The 21170-nt window shown below is 51.2% G+C and carries 12 protein-coding genes; 11 read left to right on the top strand and 1 reads right to left on the bottom strand.

The window, feature by feature from the left end; all coding sequences use genetic code 11:
* Positions 1-2: 2 nt before the first annotated feature.
* The 4 genes from hypD (at position 3) to FIU95_RS09585 (ending at position 3367) form a co-directional block, all read left to right on the top strand.
* Entirely contained in the window at positions 3-1130 is a 1128-nt protein-coding gene (gene hypD / locus FIU95_RS09600) for a hydrogenase formation protein HypD (RefSeq protein ID WP_152453566.1), read from the top strand.
* Complete coding sequence (gene hypE, locus FIU95_RS09595; RefSeq protein ID WP_253869029.1) at positions 1096-2133, top strand: hydrogenase expression/formation protein HypE; 1038 nt, start codon at positions 1096-1098, stop codon at positions 2131-2133. The genes hypD and hypE overlap by 35 nt, the downstream gene beginning before the upstream one ends.
* Positions 2134-2236: 103 nt before the next feature.
* On the top strand, positions 2237-2482 hold the full coding sequence (locus FIU95_RS09590) for a bacteriophage holin (protein WP_152453565.1): 246 nt from the start codon (positions 2237-2239) through the stop codon (positions 2480-2482).
* A 300-nt stretch (positions 2483-2782) separates the two neighbouring features.
* On the top strand, positions 2783-3367 hold the full coding sequence (locus FIU95_RS09585; RefSeq protein ID WP_152453564.1) for a hypothetical protein: 585 nt from the start codon (positions 2783-2785) through the stop codon (positions 3365-3367).
* 107 nt (positions 3368-3474) lie between these two features.
* On the opposite strand, the gene FIU95_RS09580 is transcribed toward FIU95_RS09585, so the two are convergent.
* On the bottom strand, positions 3475-4176 hold the full coding sequence (locus FIU95_RS09580; RefSeq protein WP_152453563.1) for a helix-turn-helix domain-containing protein: 702 nt from the start codon (positions 4174-4176) through the stop codon (positions 3475-3477).
* 359 nt (positions 4177-4535) lie between these two features.
* Here FIU95_RS09580 and FIU95_RS09575 point away from each other — a divergent pair, with 359 nt between their 5' ends.
* The 7 genes from FIU95_RS09575 to FIU95_RS09545 all read left to right on the top strand — a co-directional run bounded on the left by FIU95_RS09575 (position 4536) and on the right by FIU95_RS09545 (position 21125).
* A complete protein-coding gene (locus FIU95_RS09575; RefSeq protein WP_152453562.1) occupies positions 4536-5672 on the top strand; it encodes a serine hydrolase in 1137 nt (378 codons plus the stop codon).
* A gap of 315 nt (positions 5673-5987) precedes the next feature.
* Positions 5988-6728, top strand: a complete 741-nt coding sequence (locus FIU95_RS09570; protein WP_172975366.1) for a class D beta-lactamase — start codon at positions 5988-5990, stop codon at positions 6726-6728.
* Between the two features lie 274 nt (positions 6729-7002).
* Complete coding sequence (locus tag FIU95_RS09565) at positions 7003-7626, top strand: YdeI family protein (RefSeq protein WP_253869026.1); 624 nt, start codon at positions 7003-7005, stop codon at positions 7624-7626.
* Between the two features lie 97 nt (positions 7627-7723).
* Positions 7724-8143, top strand: a complete 420-nt coding sequence (locus tag FIU95_RS09560) for a VOC family protein (protein ID WP_152453560.1) — start codon at positions 7724-7726, stop codon at positions 8141-8143.
* A 186-nt stretch (positions 8144-8329) separates the two neighbouring features.
* Positions 8330-11059 carry a cation-transporting P-type ATPase gene (locus tag FIU95_RS09555; protein WP_253869023.1) on the top strand — a complete coding sequence of 910 codons (2730 nt, stop codon included), beginning with the start codon at positions 8330-8332 and terminating at the stop codon, positions 11057-11059.
* Positions 11060-11484: 425 nt separating this feature from the next.
* Positions 11485-12462: a universal stress protein gene (locus tag FIU95_RS09550; RefSeq protein ID WP_152453559.1), complete on the top strand. Its 978-nt coding sequence runs from the start codon at positions 11485-11487 to the stop codon at positions 12460-12462.
* Positions 12459-21125 (top strand): GH36-type glycosyl hydrolase domain-containing protein, encoded by an 8667-nt coding sequence (locus tag FIU95_RS09545; RefSeq protein ID WP_152453558.1) that lies wholly within the window; start codon positions 12459-12461, stop codon positions 21123-21125. Before FIU95_RS09550 ends, FIU95_RS09545 begins: the two co-directional genes overlap by 4 nt.
* Positions 21126-21170: the final 45 nt, after the last annotated feature.

Here is a 21170-nt window from a genome sequence, read left to right as displayed (position 1 = left end):
CAGTGAAATTCGTCAATGAATACCGTCAGAGTGAAAGCATCCAGAAAATCGCCGCAGAAATTCGCAAAGTAACCACACAGCCCTGGACGATTATGGAGGTGTGCGGCGGTCAAACCCACGCCATTGTTAAGAATCGCCTCGACCAGTTACTGCCTCAGGAAATAGAGCTGGTGCATGGGCCCGGCTGCCCGGTTTGCGTTACGCCCTTGGAGACAGTTGATCGGGCCATCACCATCGCGGCCTTACCGGAAGTCATTTTCTGCTCCTTTGGCGATATGTTGCGCGTACCGGGATCAGAGTGCAGCCTGCTCGATGTGAAGGCCGATGGAGGCGATATTCGCATCGTCTACTCCCCCTTGCAGGCGGTGAAGATTGCCGAGGACAACCCCGCAAAACAAATTGTCTTTTTTGCCGTAGGATTTGAAACCACCGCAACCGCCAATGCCATGGCTGCCACTCAGGCCAAAAACAAATCTCTACAAAATTTCTCTCTGTTAGTCTCCCAATTCTTGGTGACACCCGCCATTGCCTCTATTTGTTCTGCCGGGGACTCGCGCGTGCAGGGGTTTCTTGCTGCCGGTCATGTGTGCTCCATAACAGGCTACGAGAATTACCTGCCGCTTGCAGAAAAGTACCGGGTGCCCATCGTCGTCACCGGTTTTGAACCCCTGGATATTCTCGAAGGTTTGCTGATGTGTCTGCGCCAATTGGAGCAGGGTAGTTATCGGGTTGAAAACCAATACCTGAGGGCGGTGGAACGAGTCGGTAACCGGCAAGCACAAACATTACTGGACAGTGTGTTTAAGGTTTCTGCCCAGCAATGGCGCGGCCTGGGAGAAATACCGGCGAGTGGCTTGGGGCTTCGTAAAGATTTTTTGGAATTCGATGCCGTGCCAAAATTCAAACTGCCCGAGATCAAAACCCAGGAACAACATCACTGTATAAGCGGCGCCATTATGCTCGGTCATAAAAAGCCCGCCGATTGCCCCCATTTCGGCACAGACTGCCGCCCAGACCGCCCCCTGGGTGCCCCCATGGTTTCTTCAGAGGGCGCCTGCTCAGCCTATCACCGCTACAGCCAACAGGTAAAAGCCCGTGAATATTCAGTGTCCACTCCCAGCGACAAATAAGGACAGTATCCGGCTTGGGCATGGCAGTGGCGGTGAGATGACCCAGCAGCTTCTAAACGATTTTATCCAACCGCTGTTTAAAAATACCTGGATCGACCAGGCCCATGACAGCGCTACCTTGCCTTGGCATTCTGATCGCCTGGTGTTCACCACCGATTCATTCGTAATTACCCCATTGTTTTTCCCTGGAGGGGATATCGGCAAATTGGCTGTATATGGAACCGTCAACGATCTGGCCATGGGCGGTGCTGAGCCAAAGTTCTTAAGTTGCAGCTTAATTCTGGAAGAGGGACTACCACTCAGTACATTAAAAAGAGTGCTGGAATCCATGGCTGCAGCAGCGGAGGAAACCGGGACAAAGCTGGTTACCGGAGACACCAAGGTGGTGGAGAGAGGCAAGGGCGATGGTATCTATATCAACACCAGTGGAGTGGGTACTCTGCTGAGTGATCACCCATTAGACCCAAGCTATATCCGCCCCGGCGACAGGATTCTGTTGTCCGGGGATATAGGTCGGCACGGCATTGCCGTTATGGCAAGTCGCGAAGGGCTGGAGTTTGAAAGCGCGCTCAGTAGTGACTGCGCCCCACTCAATAATGCGGTTAAGGCACTGCTGCAGGGTGGTGTGGAGATTCACTGCTTGCGTGATCTTACTCGCGGCGGCCTCACCACCGCACTGGTGGAGCTGGCCGAAACCAGTGGCAGGGCATTTGAATTGTATGAAGAGCAGATCCCAGTCTGCGAATCCGTACAGGGAGCCTGTGAAATGCTGGGCTTAGACCCGCTTTACGTTGCCAACGAGGGGCGCTTTGTCGCAGTTATTCCCGAAGAGTACGCTGATCAGGCCATCGCCATCCTAGGTGAAGACCCAGTTGGGGCATCCTGTGCAATCATTGGGCAGGTCTCAGACAATCCCAGTTGCCAGGTCACCCTGAAAAATAGCCTGGGTTGTGATCGCCTGTTGCAACGCTTACCCGGAGAGCAGTTGCCGAGAATCTGTTAATAGGCATGAAGATCACAACGGTCTCAGCCTGACTCAAGTATGTCACCCCTTTGCTATCATCATAATTAATGGTATTTATTTTGTTAGTGTAGGGGAGGCCCCTATGAACCGATGTGCTCCAAACGCCTTAGGTGTTGCAATTGGTGTGCTTTGGGCAATCTATGTCTTTTTCTGCGGTATCACGGCCATGTTTGGCTGGGGATTGGAGCTCGTCGTTACACTTTCGTCACTTTATATTGGCTATGCACCAACCTTTATTGGTGCCCTCATCGGCGCAGTGTGGGGATTTGTTGATGGTTATATTGCCGGAGTTGTTATTGCTTGGATATATAACAAGCTGGCGAAGTGAACCGAATAGGAAGTTTTAAGCTAAGCATGCAGGCCTAATATTAAATAACTACAAAAAATGAAAAACCAGAAATACATATATGTAGTGCTTAGTTTTAAATTTCCACTCTCGAAAAAGGGGAAATATCTTACTCCCAATTCACCCCTCAACCCTGGCGCACTCTAATAAAACATCCTAACCTGATTCATTGTTCACCAGGGACTGACTTAGCCAATCCGGTTGATATGTGTCAGCTATCATTGGGGCATTTGGCCTTTCATACATACGCTTGTTAAAACCACAAAAGAATAAGGGGTCACCATGGATTCGAAGAAGGCTAACTTAAGTGTTTTCTTGTTGGGCATCTTTGCCGTCATATTCGCGTATATGGAGAAACCTTATGCAAGTCCAGACACAAAAAAAAGCTTGGATGGCATCTGGTGTACCGTTGAGGAAGGGTCTTTTATTTTTTATGAACATAAAAAAGAGGCCGTAGATATAGGGGAAGGCGATTACTGTCGAACCTTTAAAGTCTTAACCGTGAACGAATCAGGTGGCGGCGGACGATTCATTGATGTGCTTAAAAAGCCTGATATAAAACATCAAATAGGAGGCGTCGAAGAATCAAAAGATGGAATAATTTATAGTAAGGATATTGGTATATTTGTGTATTCGAAGACAGATAATAGCACTCTTATGGTCACACTCGACGTGTCAGATGAAACGGTGAGCAGGCTTTCAATTGATAGTAATGGAATTATGCAAGGGTTTGTAGAAGAGGTAACCAATAACTCATCCACGCATGAAGCACTTGTGGGCGTTTTACTCTTCAAGAAAACCCCGAAGCCAATACCCGAGAACTTTGATCAAGAATGGGACGCACTCTTTAAACAGACACACAAATAGCCTCCATTGACATTCAGAAAAAGGCATCAGTTAAGTCACTTCAGTTTAAACAACTGGGCTTAGGAATGATGCTTTAGAAGCCAAGGGGAGAATTATGATGGAGTCAGTTATCTGCTGGATAGGCTCATAGCCAGGTGGTAACCAGCTATAGCCTCAGATGGGGTAATCCCTAATGCTGTACGAAAGCTGCGTGTGAAATGCGCCGTATCGGCAAAACCATTATCCAACGCAGCATTACGAACCAGATCACCAGTTAATAACTGATGAGCTGCACTTTGAATCGCCAACCACAGTTTCAGTCCACGAAATGTCATACCTGTTGACGCCTTAAAATACTTTAGTGCCTGAGTTCGTTCACGATTAAGGCGTATCGCCAACTCTTGTTGTGACATACGAAACATAGGCTCATCTGAGAGATGGGTAATAATTTGAGCGATATCTGTAGGGCATTTTACTTGTCGATATCCAAGCTTTGCGCGTAACTCAAGTACCGAACTCTCTTCGCCCCAGAGGGCATCTATGGCAATTTCATAATTTGTGTTAGTAAGTTGAATTGCCAAGTCACTATCATAGGGAAATTGCAGCCCATTTAGATTTAAAATCCGAGCTCTCCCCTCAATAATCACCTCATGAAGAACCTGAGGGCGCACCAGAAGAATATCACCCACAACTTGCTTTGCTCCATACTTCAGAACAATGGGGCCATCGAGGCCACATAAGAGACAAGTAGAAGGCAGCGTATGCGCCCGTAATCGGTCAGCAGCAAGAAGGAATAGTGGGCTCGAAAACACCTCTTGATCATTAATCATACAAGTCACCAGACCTTGAGTGCACGTTTATTCAACACAATTGGAAAACTGCATATTAAAGTAGTTATTCATTGACGTATAGATTCTAAAACTGGCGCTGTATATAGATAAGTATGTGGTACGCCATTTAAAAAGGATTTGAAAAGAGATGTCTCATATCTGGAAAGGCATCTACTACTTGGTGAAAAAGATGGAGAAAAGAGTGCCCCTATTTTCCAGTAAAGTTTAGACAGCAATGCCAATTTTAATATCAAAAGGATTTCCAAAAAGATTCCCGAGGGAGGAGCATCCTTTAGCATCCCCCTATCAATATGAAAACCAACTGTGAGTTAAGCAGTTATCATTGGTCAATATTTTAAATGAATAGCCATCTTCATAAAGCACTAAAAGTATTCTTGTTAACTCTTCTGACTTACGCTCCTATTCTATCGGCATCAACAGATATCCAAGAAAAATTGCGCGATGTACTAGAGGGAATGAAAAAAGAGCATAAGTTGGTCGGGGTTGGATCTGTCATTCTTCAGGGTGGGCAAGTTATCGCCCAATATACGAGTGGGGAAAGAGAAGTCAATAGTGGCGTATCCTTATCTAAAAATGACAAGTGGCATTTAGGCTCAATAACCAAATCCATGACTGCCACGATGATTGCTCGCTTAGTAGAAAAAGGAGTTTTGAATTGGGAATCTACAATTGGGGATATATTTGCTAAAGACAAAGCTATTGATAAGCAGTGGCAAAAAGTGACCTTGAGGCAATTATTGACGCATACCTCAGGTGCGCCAACCAACTTTTCTGCAGATATCCAAGCTGAACACCCCAAAAAAGGTAAACAAAGGATACAACATCGATATAACTGGGTTGTGGAAATACTCAATTTGCCATTGAATTCAAATCCCGGTGAATCTTTTTCCTACTCAAATGTTGGGTACACTGTCGCTGGCGTTATTGCGGAGACAGTCACTGGCCAGTCTTGGGAAGAGCTTATCGAACAGGAAGTATTTAAACCGCTGGGGACTGAGTCCGCTGGATTTGGCCCTCCAGGAGAGAGGAATAGAGTTAATGTTATATCTCAACCTAGAGGGCATATTGAATTACCTGAAGGTAAATATTCCGTTGGTATCGGCAATGAGGCGGATAACAGCCCAATAATGGGGCCGGCTGGGTCAGTGCATATGTCACTACAAGATCTAAGCCAATATGCCTTTGAGCACCTGCAGGGAATAAAGGGGAATGGGTCACTACTCAATAAAGAAACTTACCAGCTAATCCATACTCCAGCTTTAAATTCATACAGTTTTGGTTGGGTTCAATCTACTTTTGGCGACGAAACTCATATTTGGCACAATGGCTCCAATACATATTGGTATTCATATGTCGGCCTCTTTCCCAGTAGAGATTTAGTTATTACCTTTTCATCGAATGATGGTTCATTTTTCTCAAACCAGCATTTAATTAATGAGCTTCTCATAACGATCCTGGGTGATATGGATGTTTAAACTGTTAAATGTGCAGACTAGTGAAGCCACTCTAAACCACCTAATAAAACAATAAGGACTTTCACCCCAATTCAGTAATTGAATTAATATTGCAATTTCAATAGATAAAACCTTAAGTGCTTTGGCTTACAAATGATTAATCGACACCTAAAATGTAAAGCTTATCTTTTCATAATCATCAGCATTTCCATATCGACAAGTTGTTCTAAGAGTGGCAAGTCAATAGGATTATCCTCAGATATCACTGGCCTACCCATAGAGGAAGCTAAGGGGTGCGAGATTCTTAATCAAAAAACTACGGGTGCTACTTTTGTAATGTTCAATATTGATACCGGTCGTCTCAGGGTATGCAATGCTGAACGCGCTCATAAACCTTTCCTGCCTGCATCAACTTTTAAAGTAGCGCACGCATTGATTGCATTAGAGCTAGAAATTATCCAAGGGCAAAACCAATACATGAAGTGGGATGGAAGAGAGAGAGCAGTACCAGCCTGGAACAGGGATACTACACTCGCCACAGGGATGGCCAACTCTACCGTTTGGTATTACCAGGAAACAGCTAAAAAGATTGGCTATGAAAATATGTCCCGCTGGGTAAAAAAACTTGGTTATGGTAATACTGATATCGGCCTTTCTCGGGAACTCACACATTTTTGGCTGGATGGTTCTCTGAGAGTTAGCGCACTGGGCCAAGTCGAGTTTTTGAGTATGTTAAAGCGGCGTTCACTACCAGCAAGAGATGAGAACCAGATAATAGTAGCGGAAATGATGCGGACTCAAGTTGAGAATAATACAAGTGAAATCCATGCAAAAAGTGGACTTGTCTTACCGATTGATCCAGATACGGGAGATATAACCAATTCCGATACCGTTATCTCTCGTTTAGAGAAAGTTGATCGTATTGGCTGGTATGTTGGCTGGATTGAACAAGAGGGTTCAATGGGCGGAGATATCGTTTTTGCCTTTAATCTCGATATAGGTGCACCGGAAGATATTCGGAATCGACGTCGATTAACTTTAAATATGTTAGAGGCAAATGGAGTAGTATTTAAATAGCTCCTATTGTTAATAGCCAGAAACGAGAATGAGATATAAAAATCAGCAGGGTTATTGGCAAATTCATTTAGATCTGGATGTCCATGAAATTCATAACTTGCTATTTCTACCGATACTGCTCGGTTGTTTTTATTGATTGATTATAATTCATTTATTCTCAACTCAACTAAAACAGCCTCAAGGTATAGGTTTAATTTATTCTTATAATCTTAGGTTTGCTTAATTTTCCCTATGTTTTTCTCTGTAGAAACACTTGTGAGGAGTAAACGATATCATGATGATTACCGTTATAGAAGATTTCTTTAATAAAGGGTGCGGACGTTGTGATCGATTTAATACTTCAAGCTGTTCCTCATTTATTTGGAGAGATGGTATCCATAAACTTCGGAGAATTTGCCTAGAAAATGAACTTGTTGAAGTGGTTAAATGGGCACACCCATGTTACATGCACGCTAATCGTAACATTGTTATGATTGGCGCAGTACGAAACGATTTCCGACTTATTTTTTTTAACGCTAGTTTAATGAAGGATCCATACGGCATTTTAGAGCGTCAAGGTGAGAACACACAAAGTCCAGATATGATGCGTTTTACAAACGCCAAACAAGTAGATGATAAAGCATATATCATTCAATCTTATCTCTTAGAGTCAATAAGATATGCCGCCGAAGGTATAAGACCCTCAAAGAAAAGAGAGAAACAATGTTTACCTGTTGAATTAGCGGAAGCACTAAGCACTGATGCAGAGCTTGCGCAAGCTTTTTATAATTTAACACCTGGGCGACAGAAGAGTTATATTATCAAACTCAATTCAGCAAAAAAATCCGAAACTCGAGCTGCATATATAGCTAAATTTCGATCAAAAATTATGTCTGGCAAAGGACCACAAGAACAGTAGTATGTTGATACTGAAAACTCTTTAAGCTATCTATAAGTATCTGAGCAACTAATAGATAGCATCACAATTAACTACTTTTAACAGAGAATCCATAATTATGAAACGTATGATTTTTGTGAACCTGCCCGTTAATGACCTTAAGGCCTCAATGGAGTTTTACAAATCCCTAGGATTTGAGAACAACCCACATTTTACCGATGAGACCGCAGCCTGCATGGTTTGGAGTGAAAATATAAGTGCCATGTTGCTTACCCATGAGAAGTGGCGTCACTTCACATCTCGCCCGATCCCCCCTTCAAGCAGCAGCGAGGTTATGCTGGCTTTATCTATGGACAGCCGTGAGGCAGTTGATGTGATAAACAATGCAGCGGCTGCCAATGGCGGCACCGCCGATACCAACCCTCCACAAGATCATGGTTTTATGTATGGCAGGGCATTAGCAGATCCCGATGGCCATATTTGGGAGGCAATGTGGATGGATCCAACTTCACTTTCTGAGAAAGCTGACAAGGTATAATATAATTTACATCTCATATTATTAATGATGGCTACTTCTTGTGAATAAGGGCTTAGTTGTGCCTACTTGATACCTCTAAGCCTTTTCATCCCTGATTGTTTTCAGTATCTAGAACCTTTCGAATAATTAATATTTATTGCTAAGCTCAGTCGAAAATAGAAAAAGATAACCCGGCAAAGGTGAAGCGTGCTTCAGACGCGGTCTGAGAAAAACTGGCACTCAATGCCCCCAGAGACGGTGCTCTCCGAGCTGGAGAGTGGTATGGCGGGAATCAGTGAGGATGAAGCGGCGCTAAGACTGCAAACTTACGGACCCAACTGCCTGCCGGCACCGCCTCGCAAAGGATTACTGCGACGCTTCTTCTCCCACTTTAACAATATCCTGATCTACGTCTTGCTGGGTGCGGCGCTTATCACAGGCCTACTGCAGCACTGGATAGACACCGGAGTCATCCTGGCGGTGGTTATCGTCAATGCGATTATCGGCTTTGCGCAGGAGGGTAAGGCGGAAAAGGCCATGGATGCTATCCGCCATATGCTGGCACCACGTGCCGCGGTCCTCCGCAACAACCAGCGGCTCACTGTAGAGGGAGAGAAGCTGGTACCCGGAGATATTGTGCTCATTGAGGCCGGTGACAAAGTGCCTGCCGATCTGCGGTTATTAAAAACGCACAGCCTGCAGATACAAGAGGCCATCCTCACTGGGGAATCGCTCGCAGTAGAAAAACACACCGCCCCGGTTAACACTGATACCCCCTTGGGGGACCGCAGTTGCTTAGCCTATAGCGGTACCAGTGTTACCAGTGGGCAGGGAGTGGGGGTAGTAGTGGCCACCGCAGCAGAGACAGAGATCGGCCATATCAGTGGCATGCTCGCCAGTGTTGAAACTTTAACCACTCCGCTGGTTGAACAGATGGGCATTTTCGCCAAATGGCTGGCACTTTTTATTCTGACCGTGGCCGCGCTCATCTTCGCCTTTGGGCTGTTTGTATTGCAGCACAACTTTACCGAGCTGTTTATGGCCATTGTTGGGCTTTCGGTAGCGGCTATCCCTGAGGGCTTACCGGCAGTTCTAACCATCACATTAGCGGTTGGGGTCCAGGCGATGGCACGGCGCAACGCCATTGTCCGGCGCCTGCCGGCTATCGAAACCCTGGGATCAGTATCGGTAATCTGTACCGATAAAACCGGGACACTCACACGAAACGAGATGTGCGTCGCCACTGTAGTTAAAGGCACACAGCACTTTGAAGTAAAGGGCGAGGGCTATGAACCGCGGGGTGAAGTCATGCTCTGCGGCGAGCCGGTAACGATGCCGGCCCCGCACCCCCTGGAGGAATTGGCCCGTGTTGCGGTTCTTTGTAATGACGCCGAGCTAAGAAAAGAGGATGACAACTGGCTCGTGGAGGGCGACCCCATGGAGGGGGCCTTGCTGGCGTTTGCCGCAAAAGCGGGAATGAATGACGGGGAGGTACGCAAGCAGTGGACCCGTACCGATATTATCCCCTTTGATGCCCAGCATAAGTTCATGGCCAGCCTGAACCACAACCATGAGAATCATGCACTGATCGCCGTTAAAGGTGCGCCGGAGCAGGTTTTGGCAATGTGCAAAACCTATCGCAGCGAGGATGGAGGCTGCGAACCATTGGTAGAAACTTACTGGCGACAACAGGCCGACGAGGTGGCGGCATTGGGGCAGCGTGTCTTGGCGCTCGCCTCAAAAGAAGTAAAGCCAGAGCACACGGTACTGGAGCACTCAGACGTGAAGGGCACTTTAACCCTTCTCGGCTTGGTGGGATTAATCGATCCACCCCGTCAGGAGGCTATAACCTCCGTTGCGGAGTGCAGGGGCGCGGGTATTCGGGTGAAAATGATCACCGGCGATCATATCGCGACCGCAAAAGCCATCGGTCAGCAGATAGGTTTACAGGGGCCGGACAAAGCCTTAACGGGAGTGGACATCGACAACCTGGATGACGCGGCATTGGCGGCAGAAGTCCTGAAGGTGGATATCTTCGCCCGCACCAGGCCAGAGCATAAATTGCGACTGGTAACCGCACTTCAGGCCCACGATATGACTGTGGCAATGACTGGCGATGGCGTTAACGATGCCCCCGCATTGAAACGCGCCGATGTCGGCATTGCCATGGGAAAAGGTGGAACTGAGGCCGCCAAAGAGGCTTCCGAACTGGTTCTAGCGGATGACAATTTCGCCTCTATTGGTGCCGCCGTACGTGAGGGGCGTACGGTTTATGACAATATAAAGAAAGTGATCAGCTGGACACTACCCACCAACGCAGGGGAGGCCTCAACCATTATTGTGGCACTGCTCTTTGGCATGGTGCTGCCGATAACACCGATTCAGATACTTTGGGTAAACCTGATTACCGCCGTTACGCTCGGAATAGCGCTCGCTTTTGAGCCCACCGAAGAAAATACCATGCGCCGTCCCCCCCGCTTGCGTGGACAGCCATTGCTCACCAGCGTGCTGGTATGGCATATCGCATTGGTAAGTACGTTATTTCTATGTGGCGTATTCGGGATATATACCTACGCCATTGAGCAAAACTACTCCCTGGAGCTTGCACGCACCATGGCCATGAATACATTGGTGGTGATGGAAATTTTCCACCTGTTCTTTATCCGCAATATGTATGGCACCTCTCTCACTTGGAAGGCCGTACGCGGCACAAAGGTTGTATGGCTGGCGGTACTTGTCGTTAGCGCGGGGCAGTTCGCAATTACCTATATTCCCACACTGCAGAAAATCTTCGCAACCGAAGCTGTGACATTCGCCGATGGAGTATTGATTGTTGCTATAGGCGTGGCGCTATTTACCATTGTCGAAATTGAAAAACAGTTGCGTATACGACTCTCAAGACAAACACCTGACTTTATAATTGGGAAGAAAGCGTAACTGCTTTTGAAAACCCTTATCCTGGTCCCAGCCACTCTCCACCGACTTACTTTCTATTGAGCCCCTATTATTCAACGTTAAAGGGCTTAGAACGCACTCTTTACAAGCTTCCTTTTTATCTAAATACCTAAGCAAAGCCGTTACGAATCTATTAAAGCTGGCGTTTTCAGTGATATGGAGCACAGTTTTTCATGTTGGCAGCAAAGACAACACCATGGATGAGACTTTGAAATACTCTTGACCTTAACCACGCTAATGGGCATTTCGGAGTTTCCCTAACATTGCTAAAAGCTTGGTGTTGGGACTGTTTCTTGCAAGGTTAAAACCGGGAGCAGCCTCAAACCGAATAAGCAAAAATTTTCTGTCGTAAAACTCTTTAACGCTGACTGAATATCCATCGCCGGGCTCCGGCTGGGAGTAATGATATGCCGTTTAAACACATCCTACTGCCCCTTGATGGCTCCTCCATCGCCGAGGAGGCCATCGCCCACGCGGTGATGCTTGCACAAAACAGCGGCGCAAAAATTCATCTACTGCATGTGCAAAACTCTGACGAGCAAGGCATCGACCCGGTGGACTGGAGGTTGCGTAGGGTGGAATTGCGAAGCTACCTCAATCGCCTCGCTGAACGTATCTCTGAACAGGGGATCAATGTGGCCCAATCTGTGGTGGAGGGGCGTCCGGCGGAACAAATTGTCGAATACTGCGAAGAGGTGGATATCGATTTAATCGTATTCACTGCCTACGGCAAAGGAGGCGTCAGTCGTTTCGACTTCGGTAGTACCGCCCAAAAGATTTTCAGTGGCTCCGGGCGTTCATTCATCATCGTTCGGCCAGGCTTAAAACCGCCAGCCCAGGATAATATGGCCTACCGCCGCATTCTGGTATCCATGGATGGCTCCTCGCATTCAGAGTGGGTGGCCTGTCAGGCGGCTTCAATGATGCGCGGGCAAGAGATGGAAATGATCTTGCTGCAAGTGATTGCGGTGCCAGAGATGCCACGCAAAATGCCCATCACCCGAGAGGAGCATGCCACTCGAGAGAAGTTTGTCGAATGTAATCGCCGCGCTGGCGAGGTCTACCTGGAAGAGATGGCCCGCCAATTGGAAAACGGCATTAAAGTGCGACCCATGTTGTTAGTTGCGCAAAATGTCGCCGAATGTATTTATGCCACAGCCGCTGAAGAGGATGTCGATCTGATCGCCATGAGCGCACACGACTGGCAGACTGGCGAGCATCACGTAACCGGTACCGTATGCCACACGGTAATGTCCCACAGCAATCTGCCGGTATTAATCTTTCAAGACCTGCAGGAATCCCAATTACAGGCCCTGCGCGCTGGCACTGACGCCTGTCAAATTCGCCATTCCACTCTACCGGTTAGAAATGAAGCCCATCGATGAAATTGCGGTTTTGGAAAAAGCAGGGCGCCAGCCACAAGTACAAGTTCTTTTCACGCTCAAAACCAGGACAAGTAGCTCCCCAGGTGGCGGCTACTCTACCGGCAGGTGGCAACAATTCGGGCCGGAACAATAACCGGGACAATGAACAGCAGCGTCTTGAAGACATAGCCACGCTGGCTAAGCGGCATTCAAACCCTGTCGGGGCAGGTGGCGGCTACCGTCTTAGGTCGCATTTGGGCAAGCTGGAAAAGCACTTCGAGAAAATCTATCGGCACCTCGCCGCGCGGGTGGAATCTGGCGAAAAAAGCACGCGCAGTGAAGAATGGCTTCTGGATAACCGCCATGTAGTTCAGGAAGCCCTGCAATTGGTCTGCGAGTCTCTCCCCAGAAACTACTTGAAGCAGTTACCGCAAGTCACTGCGGAAGATGGCAGTATCGACCTGCGTTTACATCTCCTTGCCAATGCCCTGATCACCGATTTCTCCCAACCAGTGGATGTCCAATCTATTCACTTACTGGTAGACCACTACCAGGAGGATGCCGTACTCACCACGGGCGAACTTTGGGCACTGCCCGCGCTGTTGCGCCTTTGCCTGTTAGAGCACTTGGCGCAACTCGCGGAGGAGGCCCTGGGTGGAAATACCGGCACCGAGGAAGAACTCAGTGTCGGCATCGCCAGTGGCATTATTAGCCTGCGAGAATTGCGCAGTTGTAATTGGCGGGATTTTGTTGAATCCCTCAGCCGTGTAGAACGCATTCTGCACACCGACCCTGCAGACGCCTACCGCCGAATGGATTTTGAAACCCGCGACAGATACCGGGATGTGATTGAAAAGCTGGCTCGGGGCAGTGGCGCAAGCGAACAGCATGTAGCTCAAAAGCTGATAAAGCTGAGCAGTGAACAGGAGCCCGGCAGTCGGACTCAGCATGTGGGGTATTACCTGATAGACGAGGGGCGACCACAACTGGAAGCGGGGCTGGACTATCGCCCGGGCTTTCTGCAGCGAATTCATTGGCGGTTGCTGCATAAAGCCTCCAAGGTTTTCTTCTCTGGGCTGGCGCTTTTCTCTATTCCGCTACTGCTCGCCTTAGCCATATTTCTGCTCTGGGGCGGCGCTTCAATTATTTTGACCTTACTGGTACTGGTGGTTGCCGCGATACCGCTGTTCGGCATGGCCTTGGCTTTGGTCAACGGCTTAATAACTCACTGCCTGCCGCCGCGTCTGCTGGCCAAGATGGATTTCGATAAAGGTATTTCGAAAGAATGCCGCACCGTGGTGGTGATGCCGGTACTGTTTGCCGATGCGGAGGATATGCAGAGGATTCTCGAATGCCTGGAAATCAATTTCCTCAACAATGGTGACGAGAATCTGGTTTACGCCGTTCTTAGCGATTTTGCTGACGCGGATGAGCAAAGTGCCAAGGGGGACAATGAACTTCTGGAGATCGCCAGGGCCTCCATCGAATCCTTAAATGAACGCCACAGGGCCAATGAGGACAGGTCGCCTTTTCTTTTGTTACACCGCGAGCGCCGTTGGAATTCGCTAGAGAATTGCTGGATGGGCTGGGAGCGTAAACGCGGCAAACTGATCGAGTTCAACCACCTGCTTTCGGGCCGTGAGGATCACAGCTTCACCAGCTGCTTTGGCGATCGCGAACAGCTCCAGGGCATCCGCTATGTCATCACGCTAGATGCCGACAGCCAGATGCCACCAGATACCGCGCGACGCCTCGTCGGCGCCATGGCACACCCGCTCAATCGCGCGGTAGTCAACGACGACCTACAGCGGGTGGTGGCTGGTTACGGATTTTTGCAGCCCCGTGTGGAAACCGACCCTGCCAGTTCCGATGGGACTATCTTCAGCCAGATTTTCTCCGGCGATCGCACCGTAGATCTCTACACTCACGCGGTATCCGATGCCTACCAGGATCTGTTCGGTGAGGCAATATTCACAGGCAAGGGTATTTATGATCCGGAGGTTTTCTCCCAAACCCTGGTGGGCCACCTACCGGAAAACGCCATTCTCAGCCACGATCTTCTAGAAGGCGCCATCGGTGGAGTAGGGCTTTTATCGGATGCCGTATTCTACGAGCAATACCCACCCAATATTTTCGCCATGTTGCGTCGCTCACACCGTTGGATTCGTGGTGACTGGCAATTGCTTTCCTGGTTGGGCAAGCGTGTGCCGATCGAAAATGGTGAGAAAGTCAGCAACCCTCTACCGCCCATCCAGCGCTGGCAGATCGCCGATAACTTGCGTCGCAGTTTGGAATCTCCCTCTCTTTTGGCTTTATTTTTGCTGGCCTGGAGCGGCTGGCTGCCGGGCCAATCCTGGGCCTGGACCTTGCTACTTCTAGTACTGTCATCCGCCTCGGTATGGCAGGAATTGCTATCGATGATTTGGCGGAGCATAGCCGACCCCAGTCGTGCTCACCTCCATCTGCGGGGAGGCCCAGCAGTTCTGCAGCAACGCTTTTTGCACTGGCTTTTGTCTCTGGCTCTACTCCCGGTACAGGCAGTCAATGCGCTGGATGCGATAGTGCGCACTCTCTACCGGCTGCGCGTTTCCCGCCGCCATTTACTGCAGTGGACCTCGGCGGCACATGTCAATCGCTCCGTCAGAAACGCCCTTACTACTACAGGCAGCTGGCGGGAAATGTGGGTTTCCCCCGCGATTGCATTGTTGGTAACGGCAGGCCTGATTTTTTGGGCTCCCGCCAGCCTGCTGCCCGCCGCGCCGTTTTTATTGGCCTGGCTGTTGGCGCCGCAGCTGGTACACCATATCAATCTGCCACGGCTATTGGAGCCCTCAGTTCTATCCGAAGAAGATAAGCGAGAGCTGCGCTTGTTAAGCCGGAGAACTTGGTTGTTCTTCGAACATTTTATGGGCCCGGATGACCATTGGCTGCCACCCGATAATTATCAGGAAGAGCCGCTGGCCGTCTTGGCCCGGCGCACCTCTCCTACCAATATCGGGCTGGGACTGCTCTCGATTCTCAGCGCCTACGACTTTGGCTATGTTGATCTCAGTCTGCTTTTAGCGCGTCTTAACAACAGCTTCGACAGGATGCGCGGGCTGGAGCGCTATCGCGGGCACTTTCTTAACTGGTATGAAACCCGCGAACTGCACCCCCTCAACCCCCGTTATGTCTCTACCGTGGACAGCGGCAACCTGGCTGGCAGCTTGCTGACACTGGCCTCCGGTTTAGAGGCTCTAAAAACGGAACCGCTAAGCGGCCGACAACTGGTACTGGGAATCACTGATACCCTCGATGCCATGGCGGAAACCCTACAACCTGTCGACTCGGATTCCACCCATAACGAAATCCGCGAGATCAACGCACAGATAGCGCAGTTTCGCCAACGCCTGCAAGCTGGGGCGGAACATAATCGCTGGTGGCAAACCATTGATGATATCTACGAGCGGGACGTGCCCTGGCTGCAGGAGCGGATGCTGACTCTTATCGAAGGAGACGAAAAGAACTTCAGTGCCGAGGACCTAGGACGGCTGCGGCAGTGGCTCGATGAACTGCACCGCCACGCGGTAGCCGCACGGCGCTACCAGGAGGCCTTGGAACCCTGGTTGCGACTGATGCAAGCGCCACCCAAGGTTTGCCGGGAAGGTAGGGACCCAATCAAAGAAGGTTTCCACGCTCTAGCGGCCGCTTTGAATAACCCAGTTTCACTGTCGTCCATGCCGTCTTTCTGTGAGGCGGCAAAAGATCAACTGCAGCAGCTGCAAAAACACACCTCTTCCGAATCACCGCAACCGCGCGATGAAGTCACTGCTTGGTGTGAAAAACTGTATAACGCTCTGGAAAGAGCCAGGGAAAACGCGGCCAGTTATTGCCGCGATATTACCAGCTTGGCCACAAGGGCACGCAATTGGGTGGAGGAAATGGATTTCGCCTTCCTCTACGATCGCGACCAGCACCTATTTCATATCGGTTACAACGTCACCGATGCCGCCTTGGACGCCAACCATTACGACCTTCTGGCTTCGGAATCCCGCCTGACCGGTTTTCTCGCTATAGCCAAAGGCGATGTGCCGGCACGCCATTGGCGCCACCTTGAACGGCCATTCCGGCATTTACATCGCCGAGTGGTGCTGATGTCCTGGAGCGCGACGCTATTCGAATACCTAATGCCCCGGCTGTTTATGGAAACTCCGGAGCACAGCTTAATAGGGCGCGCCTGTCGCAACGCCATTGAAGTGCACCGCAAATTTACCGGCCGCTATGAATTGCCCTGGGGCATTGCCGAATCCGGTTACTACGAGCTGGATAGCCAGTTGCACTATCAATACCGGGCGTTTGGAGTCCCCGGTATCGGTTTTCGCCGCGACCTGGGTGAACGTTTGGTGATCGCGCCTTATGCCTCCATGATGGCATTGCCATTCGATGCCGGTGCGGTCATGGAGAACGTGCGTCAGCTGCGCGCGGAGGGGGGCTATGGTCAGTTTGGTCTCTATGAAGCCATCGACTATGGCCGCACCGCCAAACCGATACCGCGCCGTGCGCGCACCGTGCGCTCTTATATGAGCCACCACCAGGGCATGATTCTGCTCTCCATCAATAATTACCTGCATGAAGACATCATGCAGCAGCGCTTTCATAGCGACGTGCGGATTGCCGGCTTAACCCCGCTGCTGCATGAGCGCCTGCCCACCGCGCGACCAGCCTTAAGGCCCTGGCAGCAACCGGGGCTACAGCGCAGCTTCCACGCCGAAGGGGCCCTACAGAGCTGGTCGGCACTGCCCGGGCGCCCCTATCCGCAGTACAACGTGTTGTCCAACGGCCACCACACTCTGTTACTCGGCGCTGATGGCGCCGGTGGCAGCTACTGGCACAATATTGCCCTGACACGCTGGCAGCCGGACCCGACCCGGCACCAGGGTGGCCATTGGAACTATATCCGCGACCTGGATAGCGGCGAACTCTTCTCGGTCGGCCTGGCTCCCTGCGGTGGGGACGCCGGCCACTGTATGGCGAACTTCTCCCCGCAAGGTGCAGAGTTCCAGCGCCGTGAAGCGGAACTCTTCTGTCGTCTACACGTAGCGCTCAGCTCCCAGCATGACCTGGAAGCACGCCGGCTGGTAATCAAAAATGAGAGCAATCGCAGCCGCCATTTACTGTTGGCGGATTATACGGAGGTAGTGCTGGCACCCGAGCGCGATTACCAACGCCATCCCGCGTTTGCCAAGCTATTCGTGGAAAGCCAGTACCTGCCTGAAGAGCAGGTGATGCTCTATCGTCGGCGGCCCCGCAGCAGTGATGAAAAGCCGATCTACATGGCACACTGTGTATTGGTATCCTCCGGGATAAACCACCAGCTGGCCTGGGAAACCGACCGGATGCTATTCCTCGGGCGCGGCGGATCACCAGCCCGGCCCCTGGCTTTGCAAAAAGGTTTGGCAGGTTTTACCGGCACCACGGGGCCCGTGCTGGACCCGGTAATCGCCTCGGCCCAGGAAATATCCATTCCGCCCCAATCTGAAGTTGAAGTTATCTATCTGACCGGGGCGAGCAAGTCCCGTCGAGAATTGCTCTCGGTGCTCCGCTCCTATCGCTCTCGTCCCAAGGCACGTTGGGTATACGATTTAGCGCGAATGCAGTCGGAGCAGGAATTGCATAACCTTCGTATCCCCGCAGCTGATGTCTATTGGATGGTGGATTTGCTAACCGCGGTATTGGCGCCTTCGGGAGGTCTACGCGCACCCTCCAGAGTGTTGGCCCGCAGTCACCATATTCAACGCTGCTTGTGGAGCCGCGGCATATCCGGGGACAATCCGATACTCCTGGTGCAGGTGCGCAGTGAGCAGGGGATCGACTTCGCCGAGCCTATTTTGCAGGCGCACACCCTATGGAGTGGTCGCGGTCTGGCCATAGACCTGGTTATCGTCGATGAAGATTCCGCCGGCTATTCCCAGCAGACCCGCGACAGACTTCAGGAAATGATTGCTGATATCCGCGGCCGCACCCTGCGCAAACTGAATGGCTCGGTGGTGATAGTACCTGGCCAGGAACTGCCGGAGTCTGACCGTATTGGCCTGCTGGCCGCGGCGCGAGTACTGCTCGATTCCTCCGCGGGCTCTGTGGCCACACAGTTAGAGAACAGCGCCACAACGTTGCAGGCTCAAATGCAGCCGCTGCCGCCGTTCGTGCCGGTGCAGCCTGCAGGCTATACCGAATTGCCAACTGCAGAATTACAGCGCCCCGACAACCTTTTATTCGATAACGGCCTCGGCGGCTTCTCTGCAGATGGCCGCGAGTACATCCTGCATCTGAAGTCCGGCAAGCTGGAAGAACCGGGAGAGCGCCCCCCGGCACCCTGGGTAAATGTCATCGCCAATCCCGACTTTGGTTGCCTGGTTTCTGAGGGCGGTTCCTGTTGCACCTGGAGCGGCAATAGCGGCGAGCACCGGCTGACGGCCTGGAACAATGACCCCGTACGCGACCCCAGTGGCGAAATGCTCTACCTTCGCGACGAGGAGAGCGCCGAGGTCTGGTGTCCGACTCCGGCCCCGCGGCCCGCCGAGGCCAGCTACCAGATACATCACGGGGCGGGCTATACAGAGTACCGCCACAACAGTCACGGCCTAGAACAGTCCTGGCGTATAACTGTCGACCGATCAGCACCGGTGAAGATTGGCCGCCTGACATTGAAAAATGGCTGGAACAGGCCACGTCGGTTAACGGCTACCTACTATGTGGAATGGGTACTGGGGCTGACCCGCAGCAACTGGACACACTTGATCAATGAGTTCGTTCCGGAGAGCCATACGCTGTTGGCCCGCAACGCTTTTGTTCCAGATGCCAAGCCCGGTGTCGCCTTCCTGACTGCCAGCCTGCCACCCCACGGTTTAACCACAGACCGCCACGAATTTTTAGGCAGCGCCGGGGGCCCGCAAGCACCAGAGGCACTGTTTCGTATCGGCCTCTCTGGCAGAGTTCAGTCTGGTGGTGACCCCTGCGCCGCCTATCAGGTGCATATCGATCTGGCTATTGGTGAAACCCAGCATATTTATTTCGTGATGGGGGAGGGGATAGATCGGGCTCAGGCCCTGGACTTGGCTGGAGAATTTCGGGACCCACAAAGAGCCGCAAACTCCCAGGCTGAGTTCGAACAGTTCTGGGAGGATTATCTGGGCTCGGTGCAGGTGCAAGTGCCCGACAAAGCCACCGAACTGATGGTAAATCGCTGGCTGCCCTACCAGACGCTGGCCTGCCGCCTCTGGGGACGCAGCGGTTTCTATCAATCCAGTGGCGCCTTTGGTTTTCGGGACCAGCTGCAAGATGTACAGGCCTTGCTGTGGACCCATCCCGATTGGACCCGCCAACATATATTGCGCACGGCCTCCCGTCAGTTCCAGGACGGAGATGTATTGCACTGGTGGCACGAAAATCCTTTACGCGGTGTGCGCACCCGCTGCTCCGACGACTTGCTATGGCTACCGTTTGTCACGGCTCAGTACATTCGTACCACCGGCGACTATGAAATCCTGAATGAACCCGTCAGCTACCTTGCAGGGGCACCACTGGGGAAGGATGAACACGAGCGCTATGCCGAATTTGAAAGCAGTGACGAATCCGGGTCCCTTTACGAGCACTGCTGCCGAGCCATCGAGCGTGCCGGTGCCGTAGGGCCCCATGGATTGCCGGTAATTGGCAATGGCGACTGGAACGATGGCTTCAGCCGAATCAGTACTACTGGTCGCGGTGAAAGTGTGTGGATGGGCTGGTTTTTGCTGCGGGTTTGCCGGGATATGGCCCCACTGTGTGACTACATTGGCGACTCGGCCCTGGCAGAACACTACCGCCTGCTGGGAGAAAACTTTCGTCAGCAAGTGGAAGACAGTGGTTGGGACGGTGCCTGGTATCGGCGCGCTTACTACGATGACGGCACTCCGATTGGCTCTAAAGAGAGTGATGAGTGCAAAATTGATCTGATCGCGCAGACCTGGTCGGTGCTCTCCCAAGAAGAACCCACTGAACGCGCCCACAAGGCAATGGAGTCAGCTAACCGGCATCTGGTAAACGAGCTCGCTCGGCAGATACTTTTGCTCAAGCCACCTTTTAATAAAACCAAGAAGGACCCCGGCTATATCAAAGGCTATCCGCCAGGTATCCGCGAAAACGGTGGCCAGTACACTCACGCCGCCACATGGGCAGTTTGGGCCGCCGCCGGGCTGAATCAAAGTGAGAGGGCCTGGCATTACTTCAATCTATTAAACCCCGTCACCCACACGAATACTGCCGAAGGCGTGCAGCGCTACCGCACCGAACCTTATGTATTAGCCGGCGACGTTTACGGCGTGCCGCCCCACGTTGGACGCGGCGGTTGGACTTGGTATTCCGGCGCCTCCGGCTGGTTGTATCGCAGTGCATTGGAGGCATTGCTTGGGGCAAAAGTTCTTGATGGCGATCACTTGGTGATCGAGCCCTGTCTACCGCAAACCTGGCACAACTATCACCTGTCACTGCGCTTTGGCAGCAGCCGCTATGAGATCGCCGTAAGCAATTGCGGTGGCTGTCCGAGAGAAATAGAGTCACTGACTCTGGACGGTGAACACATCTCCTCGGGGAAAATCCCTCTTAAGGATGATGGCCAGGAGCACAAGGTATCTCTGATGTTCAAGACTACATCACCGGCTCCCGGCTAATAGAGGTGTAACCTTTGTAGTAACAGCGGTATTAGCCGGGCAGGG

The organism is Microbulbifer sp. THAF38 (genome assembly GCF_009363535.1).
In the GTDB taxonomy this organism is placed as follows: Bacteria; Pseudomonadota; Gammaproteobacteria; order Pseudomonadales; family Cellvibrionaceae; genus Microbulbifer.
The sequence above is the reverse complement of the archived record's forward strand: the minus strand, read 5'-3'. Positions and strand labels throughout refer to the sequence as shown.